Raw genomic sequence first — 23,302 nt, 5'->3', positions numbered from 1 at the left:
ATCGTAAACCGATTATTTGAGTAGCGCATCAAAGGGGATGTATTTCACCAAATCTCCAGCCTTGATTGGTTGGTTTGGCGGGCAATCAACTAAACCATCGCCCCAAGAAGCACTAGTGAGCACGCCAGAGCTTTGGTTGGGGAATAAATCTAAGCCGCCATTGCTATTCAACTTGACGCGCAAGAACTCATTGCGGCGATCGGCTTTTAACCAATCAAAATCTGCGCGCATAAGATAAGACTGAGGCTGTTTAGCTTCGCGGCCCTGTAATTTCAGAATAAAAGGGCGGACGAATAACAAGAAGGTTACAAAACTGGATACAGGGTTGCCGGGCAAGCCAATAAACCAGGCCTCACCGTCTTTAGACTCTTCTGATTTGCGAACTGCACCAAAAGCCAATGGCTTACCAGGCTTAATAGCAATCTGCCAAAGATCTAATCTTCCTTCGGCAGTCACTGCAGGCTTAATGTGATCTTCTTCGCCAACTGAAACGCCGCCAGAAGTAATAATTAAATCGTGGTCTTTGCTAGCTTTACGTAATGCTGCGCGTGTTGCATCCAGACGATCAGGAACAATGCCTAAATCCGTTGCGTCACATCCCAAGGATTTGAGACAGGCCAATAAGGTATCGCGATTCGAGTTGTAAATGCCGCCCGGCTTTAAAGGCTCACCCGGTAAAGCTAACTCGTCACCTGTGAAGAATGCCGCAACCTTCACACGACGCTTTACATTCAGATGAGTTAGACCAGCTGAAGCAGCGACACCCAACTCCTGTGGACGCAGAAAGGTACCAGCAGTTAATGCAGTCTTACCAGCAGTTAAATCCTCGCCCTTGCGACGAATCCATTGGCCTGATGTTGGGGCAATGTTAATGGTTACCTGATTAGTCTCACTGTCTGTCGTGCAATCCTCTTGCATCACAACGGCATCTGCACCTGGTGGAACTGGTGCGCCAGTAAAAATTCTGGCGACAGTGCCTGGCTCCAAAGTAGTACCCATCGATCCAGCTGGGATACGTTGTGCAATTCTGAGAGTACTTCCAGGATTTTGGGTATCCGCCGTTCTAACCGCATAACCATCCATGGAAGTGTTATCCAATGGTGGTACATCCACTAGGCTATTGACGTTTTCAGCAAGAACGCGACCTAAGGCCGCTTGCATTGCCACCTTCTCAATCTCGCCAACGGGCTGGGCATGAGAAAGCAAATGGTCTAAAGCCTGCTGTGCAGTCAACATTGGTGGCTTAGTCATAGGATGAATTTATTGCTTGAGTTTTGGTGGGTTAAAAAATTAACCCAGATTCGCTGTAATGAAATCTTTAACTTGATTCACATCTGCATCGATATTTTCTACGCGCTGCGGCTTAGACTTAATGTCCTTAAAAGCTGGCGGGCATTCAGCAGGACGGCCTAAAGCTACTTCAATCGTTTCTTCAAACTTAATTGGCAGTGCTGTCTCGAGAACAATCATTGGAATACCTGCTTGCAAGTGCTCACGAGCCACTTTCACACCATCAGCAGTATGTGTATCAATCATGACGCCATAGCGTTTATCGATATCACGAATAGTTTCTAGGCGATTCTCATGAGTGCTGCGTCCAGACTGGAAACCATACTTACCCAACTCTTTAAAGACCGTATCTTTCGAGATATCAAAACCACCTGCTTCATCAACCTGCTTGAACATGGCTGCAGTCGCTGTGCCGTCTTGCCCCATGAAATCAAATACAAATCGCTCAAAGTTACTCGCCTTAGAGATATCCATGGATGGGCTAGATGTGTGCAGAGTTTCTGCGGACTTGCGCGCACGATAGACACCGGTGCGGAAAAACTCATCAAGTACGTCATTCTCATTTGTAGCAGCAATCAAATGCTCAATTGGTAAACCCATCATGCGAGCAATATGGCCTGCGCAGATGTTACCAAAGTTACCTGAAGGAACAGTGAATGAGACTTTCTCTGAACTAGATTTCGTTGCTAAGAGATAACCTTGGAAGTAATACACGACCTGAGCAACCACACGACCCCAGTTGATGGAGTTCACTGTGCCAATTTTATTATTCGCCTTGAAGGCGTGATCGTTACTTACCGCCTTCACAATATCTTGGCAATCATCAAAGACGCCAGCTACTGCTAAGTTAAAAATATTAGGGTCTTGCAAGGAATACATTTGCGCAGACTGAAAGGCGCTCATCTTGCCGCGCGGTGAGAGCATAAATACCTTGACGCCCTCTTTACCCCGCATCGCGTACTCAGCCGCGCTACCAGTATCACCGGAAGTTGCACCCAAAATATTGAGCTGCTGACCTTTTTTCTTTAAGGTGTATTCAAAAAGATTGCCCAGCAACTGCATGGCCATATCTTTGAAGGCCAATGTTGGGCCATTTGAAAGACTCAATAGGCCTATGCGTGTGCCATGCTCTTCACCCAGCCAATGGATGGGTGTAATGTCTTTTGCATTATCTTGAGGGCGACCATTGCAGTAGACCTGTTCGGTATAAGTTTTGCGTAAGAGCGCACGCAAATCAGCCTCAGGAATATCGTCGCAATACAGGCTCAGAACTTCATAAGCCAAATCAGCATAAGACAAGCCACGCCAAGAATCCAATTGCGCTACAGTGACTTTAGGATACTGAGTAGGTAAATACAGGCCACCATCAGGCGCCAATCCACCTAACAAAATTTCTAAGAAGGATTGTTGTGGGCTATTGCCACGAGTAGATTGGTAACGCATGTGTTTTGCTGAGTTTTACTTAAGACAGATTTTCTAAACGGATCTTCACTACTTCGCCTGCAACGGTTTTAAGAGCTTGAATCTCTTTGATTGCCGCAAGCATGTTCTTCTCTTTGGTTTCATGAGTCAAAGCCACTAAATCAGTTTGACTCTCGCCCTCGTCAGCTTCCTTTTGTAAGAGCGCGTCAATTGAAACGCCATGTGAAGCCAAAATTTTGGTGATGTCTGCCAATACACCTGCCTGGTCAGCTACACGCAAGCGCAAGTAGTAACTAGTAGTGATCTCGCCAATCGGCAAGACAGGCGTGTCATGAATAGCGTCTGACTGGAAGGCCAAGTAAGGTACGCGATGCTCAGCGTCAGCACTTAACAAACGGGTGATGTCAACCAAGTCAGCAATCACTGCGGATGCAGTTGGCTCAGAGCCGGCACCTTTGCCGTAATACAAAGTAGTTCCCACGGCATCGCCAAATACTTGAACAGCATTCATAGCGCCTTCAACGTTAGCAATTAAACGCTTAGAAGGAATTAAGGTTGGGTGCACACGCAACTCAACACCTGTAGAAGTTTTCTTAGCAATACCAAGCAACTTAATGCGATAGCCTAATTGCTCTGCGTATTTAATATCAATGGCGTCTAATTTAGTGATGCCTTCAATGTGCGCTTTTTCAAACTGCATTGGAATGCCAAATGCAATCGCGCTCATGATGGTCGCTTTATGCGCAGCATCAACCCCTTCAATATCAAAGGTAGGATCCGCCTCAGCGTAACCCAAACGTTGCGCTTCTTTGAGAACGGTGCCGAAGTCCAAACCTTTGTCACGCATTTCTGACAAGATGAAATTGGTCGTACCATTAATAATGCCAGCGATCCATTCGATGCGATTAGCGGTTAAGCCTTCACGCAATGCTTTAATAATCGGGATACCACCAGCAACTGCCGCTTCAAATGCCACCATCACGCCTTTAGCGTGCGCAGCCTTAAAAATCTCATTACCGTGTACAGCGATCAATGCCTTATTTGCTGTAACTACGTGTTTACCAGCAGCGATCGCTTCAAGAACCAAGTCTTTAGCAATACCGTAACCACCGATTAACTCAACAACGATATCAATCTCTGGGTTATTGATGACGGCACGAGCATCGCTCACCACTTGTGCACGATCCTTCACGAGTTCTTTAGCGCGATCTACATTTAGATCAGCGACTGTATTAATACGAATACCGCGCCCAGCACGACGAGTAATCTCATCTTGGTTACGCTCGAGAACAGTGAATACGCCACCACCAACGGTGCCAATACCTAACAGACCTACTTGAATCGGTTTCATGATGCCTTTGCTGCAGTTGAAGAAGCCTTACGGCTGTGCTTATTACGATAACGCTCCAAAAAACGTGCAAGACGGCTGATAGCCTCCTTGAGCACATCTTCGTGAGGCAAGAACACTACGCGGAAGTGATCAGGCTTGCCCCAGTTAAAACCGGAACCCTGAACTAACAATACTTTTTCTTCCTTCAAGAGATCAGCAACAAATTGTTGATCATCTTCAATTGGATAAATCTCAGGATCTAACCTTGGGAATAAATACAAAGCAGATTTTGGTTTAACGCAGGTGACCCCCGGAATATCCGTAATGAGTTTCCATGCAAGATCGCGCTGCTTTGCAAGACGACCACCCTCACCAACTAAATCATTAATACTTTGATAGCCGCCCAATGCAGTTTGAATTGCATACTGGCCTGGCACGTTTGCACACAAGCGCATCGAGGCCAACATGTTCAAGCCTTCGATGTAGTCTCGAACCATTTCTTTATCACCTGAAACCACCATCCAACCGGCACGATAGCCACATGAACGGTAATTCTTGGATAAACCATTAAAGGTGATGGTAACCACATCAGTTGATAAAGATGCGAGAGAGATATGCTTCTCTGCGTCATACAACATCTTGTCGTAAATCTCATCAGCAAACAATATCAAACCATGTTCGCGCGCAATCTGAATCATCTCCAACAAAACCTCTTTAGAGTAAATAGCGCCAGTTGGATTGTTGGGATTAATGATGACAATTGCTTTAGTGCGAGGCGTAATTTTTTTACGCAAATCATTTAAGTCTGGCTCCCAACCTTTGGATTCATCACAAAGATAGTGCACAGGTGTGCCGCTGGACAAACTCACAGCAGCAGTCCACAGTGGGTAGTCTGGTGTTGGAACTAAAACTTCATCGCCATCATTTAGAAGGGCATTCATCGAAAGTACGATGAGCTCAGAAACCCCATTACCGGTATAAACATCATCCAAAGTCACACCCTGGATGCCTTTTTCCTGGCAATACTGCATGATGGCTTTGCGAGCAGCAAAAATTCCTTTGGAATCAGAATAGGCAGATGCGTTACTCAAATTGCGAATCATGTCCAACTGAATCTCTTCAGGTGGATCAAAACCGAAAACCCCTACGTTTCCGATGTTTAATTTGATGATTTTGTGACCCTCTTCCTCCATGCGCTGAGCAAGCTCGAGCACCGGCCCACGTATGTCATAACAGACGTTATCGAGCTTTTGGGACTTTCGGATCGGTTTCACAATAAATTTAAGGGTAAGTTCTTGAAATATGAGAAAAAACAGCTAGCTATAATCCACATAATTATGACAGAGAGTCCACTTGAAGCTTCAATCTGACCCCCATTCCGGAGCAAATACGATCACTGGCTACGGCGATGGCTACGTAGAGATCAATAAGACTTCTTACGCCCACGCTGTTGTCCTGAGCTCAGACGGCGCCATCTCCGAGTGGCCAGTCAAGGCATTTGAAGGCCTAGAAGCCAATAATTTCTCGCAACTCGTTGATTTAAAACCAGAATTAATCCTGATCGGGACCGGTAGCCGTCAGCGTTTTCCCAAACCTGAGCTCCTGAAAGCTCTGATTTCAGCCAAAATTGGCTTTGAAATCATGGATTCTCAAGCTGCCTGCCGGACATACAACATCCTTGTAGGTGAAGGGCGCCAAGTCCTCTTAGCCTTAATAGTGGAACCCACTTAATGCAATTTGGCCAAATTCGGCAGTCATCCGCCCTGCATCCAGGCAAGATTTTGCTGCTGGTCATTATTTATGGCTTGCTGTGGTTTGGCACTCTCAATTACCGCCACCTCATTCCATCGGACGAGGGGCGCTATGCAGAAATCGCCCGCGAAATGCTGGTTACCGGCGATTGGATTACACCGCGTTACAACGGCTATAAGTATTTTGAAAAACCGCCCCTTCAGGCCTGGGCAACTGCCGCCGCTTTTCAAGTATTCGGTATTGGTGATTGGCAAGCGCGTCTTTGGACAGCGCTCACCGGATTCTTAACCATTCTTTTAGTTGGCTTTACTGGCGCGCGAATTTTTAATGCGAGAGCGGGATGGTTGGCTGCTGTTGTTCTTGCATCAAGCCCTATGTGGATCATCAGCGGACACTTCAACTCGCTAGACATGGGCTTGTCATCATTTTTAGTTGCGGCTTTGTGCAGCCTATTAGTTGCACAAACATCTCACAATAAAAATAGTTGTCGCAATTGGATGTGGGCTTGCTGGGCCTTCATGGCATTAGCCACTCTATCGAAGGGTGTGATTGGTGCTGCGATTCCTGCAATGGTATTTGTTACTTACTCTATTAGCACATGGGATTGGAAAATTTGGACTCGCTTACGTTTAGTCAGCGGAAGCATTTTGTTCCTAGCAATCACAGCGCCCTGGTTTGTATTGGTAGCGCAACGCAACCCTGAATTTCTAGAATTCTTTTTTATCCACGAGCATCTACAACGCTTTACACAAGACGCGCACAGCAGAACAGGTCCTATTTATTACTTTGTGCCCTTACTCCTGATAGGCATACTTCCCTGGTTTCTTCAGATCCCAGGGGCAATTGCACAAGCATGGAGTGAGCGTCGTCGCGAGTTTTCTGCCGGCTGGTTATTGGTCTGCTGGTTTGTGGTGATCTTTGCGTTCTTTAGTGTCTCGCGCTCTAAATTACCTGGCTACATCATTCCTATTTTCCCTGCGCTTGCTTTGATTATTGGCAATCGCTTGGATCACTTACTTGGTCACACCAACACCATGGCTCTGTCATGGAAATTACAGACACTTGGATTTGCATTGCTTGGTTGCGTTGGATTTTTCTTTTTAGATGCGATTGGCAAACAAGCAAGGCCTGATGAAATTGAAACATATGCCCAATACACCTATTGGGTGATTACTGCATTAGTGGCACTAGTCAGTTTTAGTGCTTTTGCTACATGGCAAAGCAAACGCAATGGCATTCAAAGTATTGTGAGTTTTGCCTGTGGATTTTTTCTTTGCGCCATCATCGCCGGAACAGGCCATGAAACTTTAGGTCGCGCTGTCTCTGGCATTGATTTAGTTGAACGGGTAAAAGCCTCCATTCCTGAAAAGGTGAATTTCTATTCAGTGCGTCTTTTGGATCACACCGTACCTTTTTATTTAGGCAGAACCATGATCATGGTGGAATCTCCTGACGAACTCGAGTTTGGCGTGAATCAAGAGCCCCAACTTTGGATGCCGAGCTTAGATGCGTTTATTGCCCGCTGGCAAGAAGATCAAACAGCCTATGCCCTGATGGTTCCAGAGCAATTTGATGCGCTAAAGGCACAGAACTTCCCAATGCAGGAGGTCGATCGCGACTCTCGCAGAGTCATTGTGAAACATCCCGACTCATCAAACGTGACGCAGTAATATAGAAACCTATGTCAGACTCTAACTCCCCATTTATCCCATTCACGCGCCCCAGCTTTAATCAAGAAACAATTGATGCCGTCTCGGAAGTATTGCGCTCAGGTTGGGTGACATCAGGCCCTAAGTTGGCAGAGTTTGAATCCACTTTAAGTAAGTACTTCGACGATCGACCAGTGCGTTGCTTTGCCAATGGCACAGCAACGATGAAGATTGCTTTGCAAGTTGCAGGCATTGGCCCAGGTGATGAAGTTATTACAACTCCTATCTCTTGGGTGGCAACCTCAAACGTGATTTTGAGTGTTGGTGCAAAACCAGTATTTGTGGATGTTGATCCCGTAACACGCAACATTGATTTAAATAAAGTTGCTGCTGCAATCACACCAAAGACGCGCGCGATCATGCCAGTCTATTTAGCTGGATTACCGGTTGACATGGATCAGCTCTACTCTTTAGCTAAAAAATACAAGCTTCGCGTAATCGAAGATGCTGCACAAGCCTTTGGCTCACAGTGGCAAGGCAAGAAGATTGGTAGCTTCGGTGATTTAGTGAGTTTTAGCTTTCAAGCTAATAAGAATCTCACAACTATTGAGGGTGGTTGCCTTGTATTAAATAACGCCGATGAAGCAAAACTTGCTGAGAAGTTCCGCCTTCAAGGATTAACCCGTCAAGGCATGGATGGAATGGATGTTGATGTATTGGGCGGTAAAGATAATCTTACTGATGTGAACGCGGCAATCGGTCTTGAACAACTCAAGCAGCTTCCTTTTTATCAAACTCGCCGTACCGCGCTCGCGCGTCAATACTTTAATGTCCTTCGCGCTGAATTGAAATCTGCTGGATTGGAAAGCTTGGAGTTAGAGCTTCCTGTAGAAAACTTTACCGACAGCAACTGGCACATGTTCCAAGTTGCATTGCCCTTGGATCAGTTAAAGACCGATCGCGCCCAAGTGATGACTGAGTTAAAAGATTTAGGCATTGGTACTGGCGTTCATTACCCCGCTATTACCGGCTTTACTCTCTACAAAAACCAGGGCTACAAAACATCAGATACGCCAATTGCTGAACGCATTGGTAAATCCATTCTGACCCTCCCTTTATTTCCAGCAATGGCCGATGAAGATATTGGCCGTATAGCTAGTGGTTTAGTCGGAATCTTGCTTAAATACCGCAAAAACTAGCGTTCTTAGGTTAAAAGCTCAGAATCAGGCAAAATTGCAGCATGACTGCAAATTTAGTTGCCAACCCAACACTCAGTATTGTTATTCCCGTTTACAACGAGGAGGACGGGCTAAAAGCTTTATTCGATCGCCTCTATCCAGCTTTGGATGCACTGGCCGCCAAACGCAAGATTGCCTATGAAATTGTGTTTGTGAATGATGGCAGCAAAGATCGCTCCGCCGGCATCCTCTCTAAACAAGTTGAGTTACGTCCCGATGTCACTCGCGCTGTTTTATTTCATAGCAACTTTGGCCAGCATATGGCGATCATGGCCGGCTTTGAATATGCTAAAGGCGAACACATTATTACTTTGGATGCTGACTTACAAAACCCGCCCGAAGAAATAGATGCATTGACCGAGCAATTATTAAAAGGTCACGATTACGTTGGCACTATCCGCGCAAATCGTCAGGACAGCTTCTTTAGAAAATTTGCTTCACGCGTTATGAATAGCTTGCGTGAAAATATTACCCGCATCACGATGACCGATCAAGGCTGCATGTTGCGCGGATATAGTCGTCGCATTGTTGATCTCGTTCGTCAATGTGATGAAAGCAATACTTTTATTCCAGCTTTGGCATATACCTTCTCTGCAAACCCAGTAGAAATTTCTGTCAAACACGAAGAGCGTTTTGCTGGTGAGTCCAAGTACAGTCTGTATCAACTTATTCGTTTGAACTTTGACTTGGTAACTGGCTTCTCGATCATGCCGCTACAGATCTTCTCAATCCTAGGCATGCTTCTCTCCCTTGCTGCAGGCAGCTTGTTTGCCTACCTGCTGGTGCGCCGCTTTGTTCTAGGTGCTGAGGTTGAGGGTGTATTTACCCTCTTCGCCTTGACCTTCTTCCTGATTGGCGTGATGCTCTTTGGGCTTGGTCTCTTGGGTGAATACATTGGCCGCATCTATCAACAGATCCGCAAACGTCCTCGCTATGTTGTGCAAACTGTTTTAGAGAAAAAATAATTGCACGCAGTCGTCTTTGCTTATCACGATGTAGGCGTTAATTGCCTCAAGGCACTTATCAGCGCAGGCATCCAAATTGATTTAGTTGTTACCCATGAAGATGATCCAAACGAAAATGTTTGGTTTGGGAGTGTCGCTAAATTATGCGCAGAGAAAAATATTCCGTTCATTACGCCAAAAGCTAATGAGTTGGTGAGTTTAATTCCCAAGATTCAAGCACTGGCCCCCGATTACATTTTCTCCTTCTACTATCGATTCATGATTCCAGCGCAGGTTTTGGCTTGCGCCAAAATTGCGGCTTTGAATATGCACGGCTCACTACTGCCAAAGTATCGTGGTCGTGCGCCAGTCAATTGGGCCATCCTGCATGGCGAAACTGAAACTGGCGCAACTTTGCATGTAATGGAAGCAAAACCAGATGCGGGAGATATCGTTGGGCAGGTAGCCGTGAGCATCGACCCCGATGAAACTGCTACCGATGTTTTTGGGAAAGTAAGTCATGCGGCTGTAAGCGTCATTGACCAAGTCTTACCCAGCCTATTACAGGGAATCGTGCCCCGCCAACCGAATGAACTTCAAAAAGGGAGCTATTTTGGGGGTCGCAAGCCTGCGGACGGGCAAATTCATTGGAATCAGACTGCTAAACAGGTCCATGACCTAGTTAGGGCGGTTGCACCCCCTTATCCAGGCGCCTTTACGGATCATCAGGGCAAAGCCATGATTGTGGCCCGCACCAGCCTAAAAGGGTCATTTCCAGCCCAGCTCAATCTTGAGGTTTGTGGCGTCCAAGTGGTTGATAATCGGGTATTCGGCATTTGCGGCGACCACCAAGCAGTAGAAATCTTGGAATGGTTTCCAGCAAGCAACTAAGTAACGAATTGAGCAGTATCTAATTAGATTAAAACGAGGCAGTAAAGATGAAAAAAGTACTCATTCTTGGTGTTAACGGTTTTATTGGTCACCACCTTTCTAAGCGTATTCTCGAGACAACCGATTGGGATGTCTATGGCATGGATATGCAAAACGATCGTCTTGGTGACTTAATCAATCATCCGCGCATGCATTTCTTTGAAGGTGACATCACCATCAATAAAGAATGGGTTGAATATCACATCCGTAAATGCGATGTCATCTTGCCTTTAGTTGCGATTGCAACTCCAGCTACTTATGTACAGCAGCCACTTAAAGTATTTGAACTCGATTTCGAAGCCAATCTACCAATCGTGCGCTCTGCAGTGAAATACAAAAAGCATTTGGTATTCCCATCAACTTCTGAAGTATATGGAATGTGTGAAGACGCCGAATTCGATCCGTCTAAATCCAATATGGTTTACGGCCCAATCAACAAGCCTCGTTGGATCTACGCCTGCTCCAAGCAGTTGATGGATCGTGTGATTTGGGGTTATGGCATGGAAGGCTTACGCTTTACCCTCTTCCGTCCATTTAACTGGATTGGCCCTGGTCTAGATAGCATTTACACACCAAAAGAAGGCTCTTCCCGCGTTGTAACTCAGTTCTTGGGTCATATCGTTCGCGGCGAATCTATCAACGTTGTTGATGGTGGCGCCCAGAAACGTGCCTTTACTTATATTGACGATGGTATCGATGCTTTGATGCACATTATTGATAACAAAGATGGTGTTGCTAATGGCAAGATCTACAACATTGGCAACCCAAAGAACAATCACTCTATTCGTGAACTAGCCAATCAGATGTTGGAAATTGCTCGCAGTATTCCCGAGTATGCAAAGAATGCGAATGAAGTGAAAATTGTTGAGACTACTTCCGGCGCTTACTACGGTGAAGGCTACCAAGACGTACAAAATCGTGTTCCTGCAATTGACAACACGATGAGTGAATTGGGTTGGAAGCCAACCACTACGATGTCCGATGCGCTCAAGAATATTTTTGAAGCCTATCGTGGAGACGTAGAAAAAGCACGTCACCTAGTCGACAAAGAATAAGTAAGCAAGTCAAAGGTACATGGCTAAGATAGCTCTCAAGGTTGATGTAGATACCTTACGCGGCACTAAAGAAGGCGTACCCAATCTTGCTCGTACCTTGGAGCGTTTTGGCCTCAAAGCCACCTTTCTGTTTAGCCTTGGGCCTGACCACACCGGTTGGGCTTTAAAGCGTGTCTTTCGCCCAGGCTTTCTAAAGAAAGTAAGCCGCACTTCCGTTGTCGAGCATTACGGCATTAAGACTTTGCTTTACGGAGTCCTTCTTCCTGGGCCAGACATTGGAAAAAAAGCTGCCGCAGAAATGCATGCCATCGATAAAGCGGGTCACGAGACAGGTATTCACACCTGGGATCACGTTGCCTGGCAGGACGCAGTGCGAACACAAGACGCACAGTGGACTAAAGCAATGATGCAAAGAAGTTGGGATCGCTTTGTAGAGATCTTTGGTCATGCGCCAGTTACTTATGGTGCGGCTGGATGGCAAATGAATGAAGCTGCTTTTGAACAACTCGATCAATGGGGCATCGCTTACTCATCGGATGGCAGAGCTGAACCGAACCTAATGCCCTATCGCCTTGCACTCCCTTCAGGCAAAGCAAAACATGTTCAGTACCCAACCACACTCCCGACGTTTGATGAACTCATTGGTATCGATGGTGCAGACGAATTTGGCGCTGTTAAAAAATTACTGAAAATTACCCAAAGCAACCCGAATGACCAAGTCTTCACCTTGCACGCTGAGCTAGAGGGACAAAAACTCTTGCCTGCATTTGAGAAGCTAATAGCCGGATGGCTAGATCAAGGTCACGACCTAGTCACTATGGGCGACCTGCACAAATCTTGGGAAGCTACCAAGCAACTCGATAAAATAGCGGTACTGCCACTGACTTGGGGTGAAATACCCAATCGCAGCGGTGATTTAATTATTCAAAGTAGCTAGAAGTAAGAGACAACAACCAACGAAGGATCATCATGACAGTATCTATTGGTCAACCTATGCCACAGTGCGCGATTCCAGCAACTTCTGGATTAACGTTTTCACCAGCGTCCGCCAAAGGTAAAAAATTGGTTCTGTACTTTTATCCAAAAGACATGACGCCTGGCTGCACAGCGGAGTCCGGCGAATTTAGAGACAACATTGAAGCCTTTACTAAGGCCAATACTTTGGTGGTAGGGGTTTCCCGCGATAGCCTCAAGTCACACGACAACTTCCGCAGCAAGCTTGAACTCCCATTTGAGCTAGTTGCCGATACCGAAGAAACGCTTTGCCAGATCTTTGGCGTTATGAAGATGAAGAATATGTACGGCAAGCAAGTCCGTGGGGTAGAGCGCAGCACCTTCTTATTTGACTCCTCCGGTAAACTTGTAAAAGAGTGGCGCGGTCTCAAGGTTCCAGGTCATGTGACAGAAGTATTACAAGCAGCCCAAGCCATTAAATAATTTTTACAACAATTTGATCTGAGGTGCTTGCAAACCCCGAATTTTGGGGTAAAGTGATTCATATGCACCGTAAACGACGGGAAAGTCTGACAATCCGTTTGAATCAGAAACCTGAATATCTCAGATCAGGCACGGGGAGCAACCCCCTCCGTTTTTCCATCACCACTGCAACTAGTTTCGTAATAAACCGTCAATGCACTCCGCTTGGCGGTTTTTTCTTTTAGGAGAGTCCATGCCGCTGCCCCCAATCCCCACTCAAATTGCTGATCAAGTGAAACTCAGTCGCAAAGATACTCCCGACTTAAAGAAACGTCCTGCTCAAGCAAAACCAGTGGTAGTGGAAGCTGTTGATTGGACGAACGACGCAGAAGAAGATTTATCTGCAGCGGAAGTCGCTCTCGAAAAGATTAAAGCAGATCATCGCCCTGTTCATCATCAGCGTAATGAACGCAATGAGAATAAAGCAGCTACACCCGCAAAACCAAAACGGATTATTCGTACTGGTCCTCCAAGCTTGTTTGTTCTTGATACAAACGTATTGATGCATGACCCAAGCTCCCTGTTCCGCTTCTCTGAGCATGATCTCTACTTGCCGATGACCACTTTAGAAGAGTTGGACAATCACAAAAAAGGTATGACCGAGGTAGCCCGTAACGCCCGTACAGTCAGCAGGTCTTTGGATCAGCTGATTGCCGGCACTAGTGGTACTTTAGATGATGGCATTCCACTCAATAAGCTAGGCAACCAAGATGTGACGGGTCGCCTATTCTTTCAGACAAAATTAACTACTCAAGCTTTGCCAGAGGGTCTACCTGAAGGCAAAGGTGACAACCTTATTCTGGCAGTAGTAAGCGAATTACAAAAAACTCGTAAGGGCCAAGAAGTGGTATTGGTATCCAAAGATATCAATATGCGTATTAAGGCACGCGCCCTTGGTTTGCCTGCAGAAGATTATTTCAACGACCAAGTATTAGAAGATCGTGACTTGATGTATGCCGGCGTGATGACATTGCCAGCAGATTTTTGGCCCAAGCACGGCAAGGATATGGAAAGCTGGGCTGACTCCAAATCTGGCACGATGTTTTATCGCGTGACTGGACCATCCGTACAAAGCATGTTGGTCAACCAGTTTGTCTATCAAGAAAATCCAGATGGCTCCACACCTTTCTATGCACAGGTTAGAGAAATTAATGGCAAAACTGCCCTCCTGCAAACACTTAGAGACTTCTCCCATCAAAAGAATAATGTCTGGAGCGTTACTGCACGCAACCGCGAGCAGAACTTTGCTATGAATCTGCTCATGAACCCAGATGTTGATTTTGTGACCCTATTGGGACAAGCTGGTACCGGCAAAACTTTGCTGGCATTGGCCGCCGGTCTTGAACAGGTTCTGGACAGCAAGCGTTATAACGAAATCATCATTACCCGCGCCACAGTGCCAGTCGGTGAAGATATTGGCTTCCTCCCAGGTACCGAAGAAGAAAAGATGCAACCTTGGATGGGTGCGTTTGACGATAACCTAGAGGTATTACAGCGTAATGAAGATGGTGGTGAATGGGGTCGCGCTGCTACTCAAGAGTTGATTCGCTCACGCATTAAAGTAAAGAGCATGAACTTCATGCGCGGCAGAACCTTTGTCAGCAAGTTTGTGATCATTGATGAAGCGCAAAACCTCACTCCAAAACAAATGAAAACCCTCGTTACCCGCGCGGGCCCTGGAACCAAAATTATTTGCCTAGGAAACATCGCTCAGATCGATACCCCATATTTAACCGAGGGGTCTTCAGGTTTAACTTATGTAGTTGATCGCTTCAAGGGTTGGCGTCATGGTGGTCACGTGACTTTAGCTCGCGGTGAACGCTCACGTCTTGCGGATCATGCTGCTGACGCACTCTAAGCAATCTCTCTCATGCCGCACTCTTCTGGGGTGCGGCATTTTTATTTGTAGCTTACTGATCCTAAGCGGGTGCAGCACGTTCAGCGGCAAATCAGGATCCTCCTCTAGAGTCTCTCAATTCAAGCAAGACACTAGCGTTGGTACTGAAGATATTTCTATTGCAGCCGTTGGTTTAGTAGATGTCCCCTATCGGTTTGGTGGCAATACCCCAAAGGGTGGCTTTGATTGCAGCGGACTGATTGTCTACGTCTATAACAAGGCAGCTGGGGTCAAACTTCCACGGACTATTCAATTGATGAGTACCAAAGGTAGGAGCATTGAAGGTCAACCACCCGCTCCAGGTGATCTAGTTTTCTTTAACACTACCGGTGAAAAATATTCCCATGCGGGAATCTATGTTGGACAAGGTAGATTTGTTCATGCACCAAGCGCAGGCGGAACCGTGCGCCTTGACTACATCACAACGCCCTACTGGGCAGCCAAGTTTACTGAAGCACGTCGCGTAGTACCTCAGTAATAGTGCAAGATTTAAATCAAACTTGCTTTAGAAACGAGTTTGTAAGCCAATTCGTCCAGAGTAAGCTTGGTATGTTCCTACCAAAGAGTTATCAACAGCTAAGTTCATGAATAGGTTGGTATCTTTTGTGATGCGGGCATTTAATTCAGCATCCACAGTCATCCAGCGTGAGTTTGCTTGTGACTGGAAAGTGATTGGGTTAACACCATAGAGTGAAGCCATAGTCGTACTTGTGCCTGCATTAAAGATGCTCCAATAGCTAGCACGCAAATACGCAAAGATTGGAGTGCTACCAATCACATCTTTATGTCCGGCCAACAAACCTAAACGGCCACGAGTCATTTCACTCTTGTTAAAGTTCACTTGACCATATGCATCTGTTGCATTATTCATGCCAATGGCGTCATAGACAATTTGTGCTTGTGGGGAGATTAAGAACTTATCTATATTCCAGCGTCCGCCGCCTTCAATCGAGCCTGTAAAGCCAGTGCCTTGGGTGCGTAGCTGTGCGCCCTGAACAGAGCCGGCTCCCGCATTGAGATAGCGCGTACCTTGAGCAAGAGCATCTACATATAGGCCGTTAGCAGCAAAATGGGTGCCATACAAACCTAAAGAGTAAGCCTGCATACCATTAATACTACCGGTAGAGATACTGCCTGTCTGACTGGAAGTATTGGCATTAGCGCTACCGATAGTGACGTAAGGGCCGACATAAGATCTAGAGCCACCCTGCTCTTCATTCTGATACACGTCTACACCCAACTGCAAAGCATAGGCATTGAAATTCATCTTCGGGCCGTTATCTACAGAGGATGGAGTAGAAGTTCCAGTCTTACCAATAATGCGCGCCCAATCATTTGAACTTTTCTTAGCGCCATTTGTCGGATCAACCAAATTGAGATCGCCACGACGTTGATCTAATGTGTCAACTGCTGTCTGTGCATACAACTGCACCAATGAAGGTACAGCTGGATAGACCGCAACCTCAATACGCTCTCCAGCAGCAGGAGTGGGAACTGGTGCAGGAGGTGCTACAGAAGTTGCAGCTGAGGAACCGCTAGAGGATCCCGGGGTAGATGCTGGAGTGGGAGCTTGAGTGGACAGGTACCAAGAATTGCCAACGCCTGATGGGCCACCTTTATAAAGCTTGTATTCATAAGCACCAGATGCAACACGCTGAGTTAATGCAAATGCATTGGATGTAGACGCGCCATTCACAATAATCACAGGTATACCATTGCCAACCGTACGATTGCCAAGACCACCCTTATCCGTTACGGTAATGCCAGTAGAGCCAGTGGTATTACCAGTTACGGTCAAAGTATCGGATACAGGAGCAGAGGCAGGAGCATACACGCTGCCAACAAAGTTTCCGCCATTACCAATATAGTTACCGTTCACGGTCAAATTAGTTGCAGACCCATTAAAAGATGGCGCAATCGTTCCCGAGTTATTTACGTTGCCATTTATGACACCGCTACCTTGCAAGTTAGCACCAGCAGCTATCGAGGTATTTGATGTGGTCGATCCAGTTAATATCAGGCCACCTGCGTTAATGTTTGTATCCCCAGTATAAGTATTGGTCTTAGAAATTGTTACGGTGCCAGAACCATCTTTAACCAGGCTACCTGATCCGCTCATTACGCCGGCATAGGTCCCGTTCGTTGTCTGATTGAAATTCACTATTGCGTTATTAATTACATTGCCCTGAATGCTTGAGGTATTACCGGCCAATGTACCTGCTGAGACGGTGGTTCCACCGCTATAGGCATTTGTACCGGAGAGGGTTAATGTGCCAGCACCTGTTTTAGTAAATCCACCGGATCCAGTCATATTCCCAGACAGACCCAAATTGTTTCCATTGGTGTTGATAGTGCTCGCGCCAGATAAAGCAACGTTATTAGCAAGACTTACTGAAGAGTTTGCTTGCAAGCTTGTGCCGCCTGCCATCGTTAAAGCGCCAGTTCCTAAGGCGGCATTATTGGCAACTGCAATAGCTCCTGCATTCAACGCTGTGCCACCCGTGTAAGTATTGGCACCAGATAACACTAAAGTTCCAGCTCCACTTTTCTCAATACTCGAAGTAGCAGCGCTTGGGCTAGTTTGATCCTGAATCACTCCAGAGATAGCCAAACTAGAAGTACCATCAACCGCAATCTTTCCAGCTACTAATTCATATCCTGTAGCGCTATTCATCACCACATTAGAGCCGTTAGTGGCATTGATAATATTCAGACCAGTTACGGCATTACTGAAATTTGCATTTGAAAGCCCGTTAAAGTTCAGGGCTTCTTGTGTACTGCCCTTATTAAAACTAATGCCGCCCAACAACGTTGAGCCGCCATATAAAGTAACAGTGTTATTAGATCCGCCCGTTGTCGAGCCAGCAAAATTAATCGCAGTAGCGGCAGCACTTGCAGCGATAATTTTTCCGTAGTTATATACATCCACACCAGGTTGTTGAGCGCTGTAGATTGCATAGTTTGCTGTTGTAGGAGCACCTATTAAGCCGGATGATGCATTGGTAACGGTAGTGCGATTGGCATTGGCATTGTTATCAATTTGTATGCCGTTGCCACTACCCGCGCCACTTGCAGCGCAATTGCTGCCAACAACCGTTGATGGGCATATGGTTCCTGAGTTAGTGATATTTGCTGCGCCCGTTACTTGAATTCCATTTGAATTAGCCCCTTGAGCAGAAATCACTCCTGAGTTATTAATGGCGGTAATCGCGCCACCATTAACCACTTGAATACCATTTGCACCGGCACCCGCTGTTGTTATGGAGCCAGTATTCGTAATTGTGTTCGCGGTAGATCCAGCATTAGTGGCGCTGATGTAAATACCAGATGCATTTGTACCGCCAGTGTAAATGGTGCCATTATTGGTAATGTTGCTGCCGCCAGCCTGCGATCTTCCATTTGCACCCGATGAAATTCCGTAACCGTAATAGAAAGCGCTGGTATTTAAATTTCCATCATTCACTACGGTAGCTGCACTGCCAATACCCACTGTAGAACCATTAATAATTAATGAAGTGCCGGAATTAATATTTACAGTAACGCTGTTGCCCACGGTTGTATCAGATTGAGTTGAAATGACGCCTACAGACGTACTTGCAGAACCAGTACAAGTGACCGTAGCATTGTTACCGGGGGTGTAGTTATCACAGCTACCTGCTGCCATCGAGGATGATGGGAAACCGAGGAATATATAAGTAACTCCATAACTTAGTAGGCTGCGAAACAGAATCTTGATTTTCATTGGGCTTGCTCTAGCGGGTTTAGATATAGAAGAAGTGGCTAAGCCACTGATATCAATAGGGATAATGATAGTTATCCATGAAGTTAATATCTATTAACCCTAGGGCTAATACTTCCAACTTACATAATCATCAATAATCATTTTGAGAATTAAAGTAAGCTTGAATCAAATCACCCACCTGGAGAATGAGCATGAAAAAAATCATCATCGCTTTAAGCATTGCACTGAGTTTCGCACTTCCTACTTATGCCTTTGCCGATCAAGCAGCTTGCGAAGCTAAAGCAGTAAGCAAAGAAGGTAAGCCCCTCTATGGCGCAGCTAAAGATGCCTCTATTAAGAAATGTATGGGTGATGCCAAGCCGAATGATTGCGAAGCTAAAGCAGTGAGCAAAGATGGCAAGCCACTCTATGGCGCAGCTAAAGCAGCTTCAATCAAGAAATGTGAAGGCGGAAAATAAGGTTCATTATGTGAATCAATAATTGATCTAATTTATTTCTGCATTAAAAAAGCCTCACACTGTGAGGCTTTTTCTTTATCTGCTTATGTTTCAGTTTTTTTATTATTTCTTTACTTAGAACGGCTCGTATCCACCAGAGGAATAACCAACGGATCCCATCGCCAAGTTATCAAACTTGGTATATGGACCTTGCCAGCTTAAGCGCACTGTACCGATTGGACCGTTACGCTGCTTACCGATGATGATTTCTGCCACACCTTTATCGGTAGTGGTATCAGGGTGATACACCTCATCACGATAGATGAACATAATTAAGTCGGCATCTTGCTCAATAGCGCCTGACTCACGCAAGTCAGACATGATCGGACGTTTGTTAGGGCGTTGCTCGAGGCCACGGTTTAACTGGGAGAGTGCAACTACTGGGCACTGCAGTTCTTTTGCGAGAGATTTGAGTGAGCGTGAGATTTCAGAAATCTCAGTGGCACGATTCTCAGAACCAGAACCACTCATCAACTGTAAGTAGTCAATCACTACCAAGCCAAGTGTGCCGCCAAAGTTTCTGGCGATACGACGTGCACGTGCGCGCAACTCTAAGCTAGATAAAGAGCCGGTCTCATCAATCAAAATTTGGGTATTACTTAAACGTGCAATGGCATCGGTAACACGTGGCCACTCATCATCTTGCAACTTACCGGTACGCATGCGACCTTGGTCAACGCGCCCTACTGAGCCTAATAAACGTGCCGCCAGTTGTTCGCCTGACATTTCCATGGAGAACACAACAACAGGCAAACCTTCAGCTAAGGCAACGTTCTCTGCAATATTTAAAGCGAATGCAGTGTTATGAGTAACGACATAATCATTCGTTACGTAAGTTCTTTGAGGGTGGCTTACTGAAATACATTGCGCTTCAGACATCCTAGACGGTTCAATACTCTTGAATGAAAGTCTACGTTGGCGATCCCAACTTGCTCTTAACCTTTCAGTCTTTTCAGGCAGAGTAAACGCTTGAAAACCGGGACCAAAACTCATATTTAAAACATAACTTAGGCGACCTTGCTTCTTTTCACCCTTGTAGGTGTAGCTTGTCTGCTTATGCGCTATTGAGCAAAAACCACCCAAAGATCTGGCTAAAGTTGCAACATCTTCAGATAATTGTTTGCTTGCTGTACAAAAGCGAATGGAGCCCCACTTCTCAATCCATCCATCGGTATCCATCAGACCTTGGAACAATGCAAGACGAGAATTCTTGTTCGCCTCAAGATAAGTTGCTGGAATGTGTTTATCAAAACTTCTGCAGCCAAGAACACCGATATCCTGCAATGCAGACCTGAAAAAATTTGTCTTAACGGCCGCTCTTTGACCATTAGCAGCAATTCTTTCTTTTGAGACTAATCTCCAGTCATAAGCATTAGCATGAACTAACTCCATCTCGTAGTTTGCAAGTAAATTCATGCGCTCTACAAGCTCAGGGGACTTAGTTGAAAACATCACCGAACTGTGAGATAAAGCCAAAGTTCCATCTCCAAGCAATGCACCCAAAACCCACGGATGAACTGGCAACGCATTCGAGTGACCAAAATCACCCGAGACTGGATCAATCCATAATCTGTTTTTATAGCGTGCGCACTGTAGCATTTCCATTAAGCGGACAGTGTTGATGACACGTGGCTCGGACCATTCTCGATACATAACACGCCATAGATGCTCATCACAGCACTCAGCCACTCGCCCATCGGAGAAAGTGACTTTATAAATCTGCTTAATACCTTGTGGATAAATACCGGTGACCATTGAATGCTGACCATCGACAGAGGCGAGACGATCACCAAACTTCAGATCACCCATCAACTTCCAACCATCAACTGTTTTCACTTTTGTATCTAGAGGTTGTGCCTTACCCATCGAAGGGCGACCAGCAACGATGACTAAGTCACCTTTTTGTAGTCCGCTAGTTTGTTTGTCTAGATCTAAGAAGCCAGTTGCAATACCAGTGATGTCGCTACCACCTTGACGGTTATAGAGCTCATCAATACGGGCAACAACCGCCTTTAGGAGCGGCTCGATTTCGAGGTAATCAGCCTTGCGACTACCCTCTTCACCAATCTGAAGAATGCGTGACTCAGCTTCGTCCAACAAAGTTCTGACTGTTCGTCCCTCTGGAACGAATGCAGAATTAACAATGCTATCTGAAACTTCAATCAAGCGACGCAAAATACTACGGTCACGAACAATATCGGCGTAGCCTTTAATGTTCGCTGCACTTGGTGTGTTTTGTGCCAATGAATTTAGGTAATCAATACCAACTAAGTCGCCACCCTGTTCAGATTTAATTGCATCATGAACAGTAATAACGTCAGCGGGATGATTGTCGCCAACCAAACGAGCAATTGCTTTGTAGATCAAAGCATGTTCGGGGCGATAGAAGTCTTTATCGTTTAATACTCCACCCAGGTTATCCCAAGAAGAGTTATCGATCAGTAGACCGCCGAGCAAAGATTGCTCGGCTTCTACAGAATGCGGCGGAACTTTTAAAGCCTGCACGACTGCATCCCCAGAACCCATCATGCCGGGATTCAGCGTAACGGAACGTGAACGGGATTCAGCCATGTGGCTTATTTACAGTTCTAAAACTTAAGCTTGCTCGCCAACTACACGAATAGTGATGTCTGCAACTACGTCGGTATGAACAGCAACCGCTACAGGGTGATCACCAACCATTTTCAATGGGCCAGTAGGCATGCGAACTGAAGACTTCTCAATTGTGAAGCCTTTAGCTTTCAATGCATCAGCGATGTCATGATTGGTTACAGAACCAAACAAACGACCGTCAACACCCGCTTTTTGACCGATTTCGAGAACCATGTCTTTGAGCTTGATGCCAACTGCTTCAGCAGCAGTCAATTTCTCAGCAGCCAATTTCTCTAACTCAGCACGACGTACTGCAAAGTCAGCGATAGCTGCTTCAGTCGCACGACGAGCTTTGCGTTGTGGGATTAAGAAGTTACGAGCGAAACCGTCTTTAACGCGAACGATGTCGCCGAGGTTACCCAGGTTTGTTACTTTTTCTAAAAGAATGATTTGCATTGAGGGCTCCTAATTATTTCTTATGTTGATCGGAGAATGGCAACAAAGCCAAGTAACGAGCACGCTTGATAGCAGTGTCTAACTGACGCTGATATTTAGCTTTTGTGCCTGTCAAACGAGCAGGAGTGATCTTGGCGTTTTCGCCAATAAAGTCCTTCAATGTATCTACATCTTTGTAGTCAATCTGTTCTACGCCAGCAACAGTGAAACGACAATAACGCTTACGCTTGAACAATGGGTTCTGAGCTGGTTTCTTTTTGAAATCGGGTTTCTTTCCAAACGCCATGATGATTTCCTCTTTAATTTTTCAATTGAATATGGGTAATATGGAAAACAAGTCTTTGATTACGTAGAGTCTTGGGTGCTAAGAATCCCTCAAACACTGCCTCAGCTCCTAAATCCATTCGCTCTAAGTCCTTTTGTATTGGACCGATTGTGATGGCTTCAACGTTCATCTGAATTTTCCTTGCCACTCCTACCTCGTTTGCTTGGCCGCTATGTTCTAGCTGGCAATGCATCACCGGTATTCCTGCTGGTGTAAATCGAATCGCGTCTTTAGATACCAAGATTGCAGTTAGGGTGAAATGATTCAACGCCGCTCCGCTTCTCTGATACGTTTTCTAGTCTGTGTATTCCTCTTCAAATTTCTAACTTAGGCTGCCGCTACAGGAGCGTCAGATTGAGCAGATTTGCGCGCTTCTTCACGTTGCACTTCTTTCATCATGATTGAAGGCTCTGTTTCAGCTTTCTTAGTCTTGATGATGAGGTGACGCAAAACTGCATCATTAAATTTGAACGCATGCTCGAGCTCTTCCAGAGTTTTCTGGTCGCACTCAATGTTCATGCAAACGTAGTGGGCTTTAGCAAGCTTGTCGATCATGTAAGCCATCTGACGACGACCCCAGTCTTCCATACGATGAATTTTGCCGCCCGCAGCTGCTAATGTAGCTTTGTAACGATCGATCATCGCTGGCACTTGCTCGCTTTGGTCCGGATGGACGATAAAGACGATTTCATAATGACGCATCAAAC

21 protein-coding genes are annotated in these 23,302 nt (G+C 45.8%); 11 read left to right on the top strand and 10 right to left on the bottom strand.

Annotated features, from left to right (window positions below; genetic code table 11):
• Positions 1–12: 12 nt before the first annotated feature.
• The 4 genes from ICN18_RS05025 to ICN18_RS05010 are packed head-to-tail and all read right to left on the bottom strand — an operon-like array spanning position 13 to position 5,316.
• The gene (locus ICN18_RS05025) at positions 13–1,236 is read right to left on the bottom strand and encodes a molybdopterin molybdotransferase MoeA (protein WP_216189480.1); all 1,224 of its coding nucleotides are present in this window, start codon (positions 1,234–1,236) and stop codon (positions 13–15) included.
• Between the two features lie 54 nt (positions 1,237–1,290).
• Positions 1,291–2,733 (bottom strand): threonine synthase, encoded by a 1,443-nt coding sequence (gene thrC, locus ICN18_RS05020; RefSeq protein ID WP_216189355.1) that lies wholly within the window; start codon positions 2,731–2,733, stop codon positions 1,291–1,293.
• Between the two features lie 19 nt (positions 2,734–2,752).
• Positions 2,753–4,063, bottom strand: a complete 1,311-nt coding sequence (locus tag ICN18_RS05015; RefSeq protein ID WP_216189354.1) for a homoserine dehydrogenase — start codon at positions 4,061–4,063, stop codon at positions 2,753–2,755.
• A complete protein-coding gene (locus tag ICN18_RS05010; RefSeq protein WP_216189353.1) occupies positions 4,060–5,316 on the bottom strand; it encodes a pyridoxal phosphate-dependent aminotransferase in 1,257 nt (418 codons plus the stop codon). Before ICN18_RS05010 ends, ICN18_RS05015 begins: the two co-directional genes overlap by 4 nt.
• A gap of 79 nt (positions 5,317–5,395) precedes the next feature.
• Between ICN18_RS05010 and ICN18_RS05005 the strand changes: the two genes are divergently transcribed.
• The 10 genes from ICN18_RS05005 to ICN18_RS04960 all read left to right on the top strand — a co-directional run bounded on the left by ICN18_RS05005 (position 5,396) and on the right by ICN18_RS04960 (position 15,461).
• On the top strand, positions 5,396–5,773 hold the full coding sequence (locus tag ICN18_RS05005; protein WP_216189352.1) for an Mth938-like domain-containing protein: 378 nt from the start codon (positions 5,396–5,398) through the stop codon (positions 5,771–5,773).
• Positions 5,773–7,464, top strand: a complete 1,692-nt coding sequence (locus tag ICN18_RS05000; protein WP_216189351.1) for an ArnT family glycosyltransferase — start codon at positions 5,773–5,775, stop codon at positions 7,462–7,464. The genes ICN18_RS05005 and ICN18_RS05000 overlap by 1 nt, the downstream gene beginning before the upstream one ends.
• Before the next feature lie 11 nt (positions 7,465–7,475).
• Positions 7,476–8,642 carry a DegT/DnrJ/EryC1/StrS family aminotransferase gene (locus ICN18_RS04995; protein WP_216189350.1) on the top strand — a complete coding sequence of 389 codons (1,167 nt, stop codon included), beginning with the start codon at positions 7,476–7,478 and terminating at the stop codon, positions 8,640–8,642.
• 41 nt (positions 8,643–8,683) lie between these two features.
• Positions 8,684–9,646 (top strand): glycosyltransferase, encoded by a 963-nt coding sequence (locus tag ICN18_RS04990; RefSeq protein ID WP_216189349.1) that lies wholly within the window; start codon positions 8,684–8,686, stop codon positions 9,644–9,646.
• Positions 9,647–10,516, top strand: a complete 870-nt coding sequence (locus tag ICN18_RS04985; RefSeq protein WP_216189348.1) for a formyltransferase — start codon at positions 9,647–9,649, stop codon at positions 10,514–10,516.
• Between the two features lie 47 nt (positions 10,517–10,563).
• The gene (locus ICN18_RS04980) at positions 10,564–11,610 is read left to right on the top strand and encodes a bifunctional UDP-4-keto-pentose/UDP-xylose synthase (RefSeq protein ID WP_216189347.1); all 1,047 of its coding nucleotides are present in this window, start codon (positions 10,564–10,566) and stop codon (positions 11,608–11,610) included.
• A 19-nt stretch (positions 11,611–11,629) separates the two neighbouring features.
• A complete protein-coding gene (locus ICN18_RS04975) occupies positions 11,630–12,547 on the top strand; it encodes a polysaccharide deacetylase family protein (protein ID WP_216189346.1) in 918 nt (305 codons plus the stop codon).
• Between the two features lie 32 nt (positions 12,548–12,579).
• Complete coding sequence (locus ICN18_RS04970) at positions 12,580–13,047, top strand: peroxiredoxin (protein WP_216189345.1); 468 nt, start codon at positions 12,580–12,582, stop codon at positions 13,045–13,047.
• Positions 13,048–13,279: 232 nt separating this feature from the next.
• Positions 13,280–14,944, top strand: a complete 1,665-nt coding sequence (locus tag ICN18_RS04965; RefSeq protein WP_216189344.1) for a PhoH family protein — start codon at positions 13,280–13,282, stop codon at positions 14,942–14,944.
• The gene (locus ICN18_RS04960; protein ID WP_216189343.1) at positions 14,925–15,461 is read left to right on the top strand and encodes a C40 family peptidase; all 537 of its coding nucleotides are present in this window, start codon (positions 14,925–14,927) and stop codon (positions 15,459–15,461) included. Before ICN18_RS04965 ends, ICN18_RS04960 begins: the two co-directional genes overlap by 20 nt.
• 27 nt (positions 15,462–15,488) lie before the next feature.
• Here the strand turns inward: ICN18_RS04960 and ICN18_RS04955 are convergent, their stop codons facing one another.
• Complete coding sequence (locus ICN18_RS04955; protein WP_216189342.1) at positions 15,489–18,725, bottom strand: autotransporter outer membrane beta-barrel domain-containing protein; 3,237 nt, start codon at positions 18,723–18,725, stop codon at positions 15,489–15,491.
• A gap of 191 nt (positions 18,726–18,916) precedes the next feature.
• On the opposite strand from ICN18_RS04955, the gene ICN18_RS04950 reads away from it, so the two are divergent.
• On the top strand, positions 18,917–19,183 hold the full coding sequence (locus ICN18_RS04950) for a hypothetical protein (RefSeq protein WP_216189341.1): 267 nt from the start codon (positions 18,917–18,919) through the stop codon (positions 19,181–19,183).
• 114 nt (positions 19,184–19,297) lie between these two features.
• On the opposite strand, the gene dnaB is transcribed toward ICN18_RS04950, so the two are convergent.
• The 5 genes from dnaB to rpsF form a co-directional block, all read right to left on the bottom strand.
• A complete protein-coding gene (dnaB, locus tag ICN18_RS04945) occupies positions 19,298–21,748 on the bottom strand; it encodes a replicative DNA helicase (protein ID WP_369411870.1) in 2,451 nt (816 codons plus the stop codon).
• A gap of 69 nt (positions 21,749–21,817) precedes the next feature.
• The gene (gene rplI / locus ICN18_RS04940; RefSeq protein WP_216189340.1) at positions 21,818–22,270 is read right to left on the bottom strand and encodes a 50S ribosomal protein L9; all 453 of its coding nucleotides are present in this window, start codon (positions 22,268–22,270) and stop codon (positions 21,818–21,820) included.
• 13 nt (positions 22,271–22,283) lie between these two features.
• Positions 22,284–22,556 carry a 30S ribosomal protein S18 gene (gene rpsR / locus ICN18_RS04935; RefSeq protein ID WP_011902267.1) on the bottom strand — a complete coding sequence of 91 codons (273 nt, stop codon included), beginning with the start codon at positions 22,554–22,556 and terminating at the stop codon, positions 22,284–22,286.
• Between the two features lie 13 nt (positions 22,557–22,569).
• Positions 22,570–22,863, bottom strand: a complete 294-nt coding sequence (gene priB / locus ICN18_RS04930) for a primosomal replication protein N (protein WP_215321607.1) — start codon at positions 22,861–22,863, stop codon at positions 22,570–22,572.
• 59 nt (positions 22,864–22,922) lie between these two features.
• Positions 22,923–23,297, bottom strand: a complete 375-nt coding sequence (gene rpsF, locus ICN18_RS04925; RefSeq protein ID WP_068322189.1) for a 30S ribosomal protein S6 — start codon at positions 23,295–23,297, stop codon at positions 22,923–22,925.
• Between the last annotated feature and the right edge of the window lie 5 nt (positions 23,298–23,302).

The sequence above is a fragment of the Polynucleobacter parvulilacunae genome, assembly GCF_018881715.1.
GTDB classification, from domain to species: domain Bacteria; phylum Pseudomonadota; class Gammaproteobacteria; order Burkholderiales; family Burkholderiaceae; genus Polynucleobacter; species Polynucleobacter parvulilacunae.
This window is presented reverse-complemented; position numbering and strand designations above follow the sequence as displayed.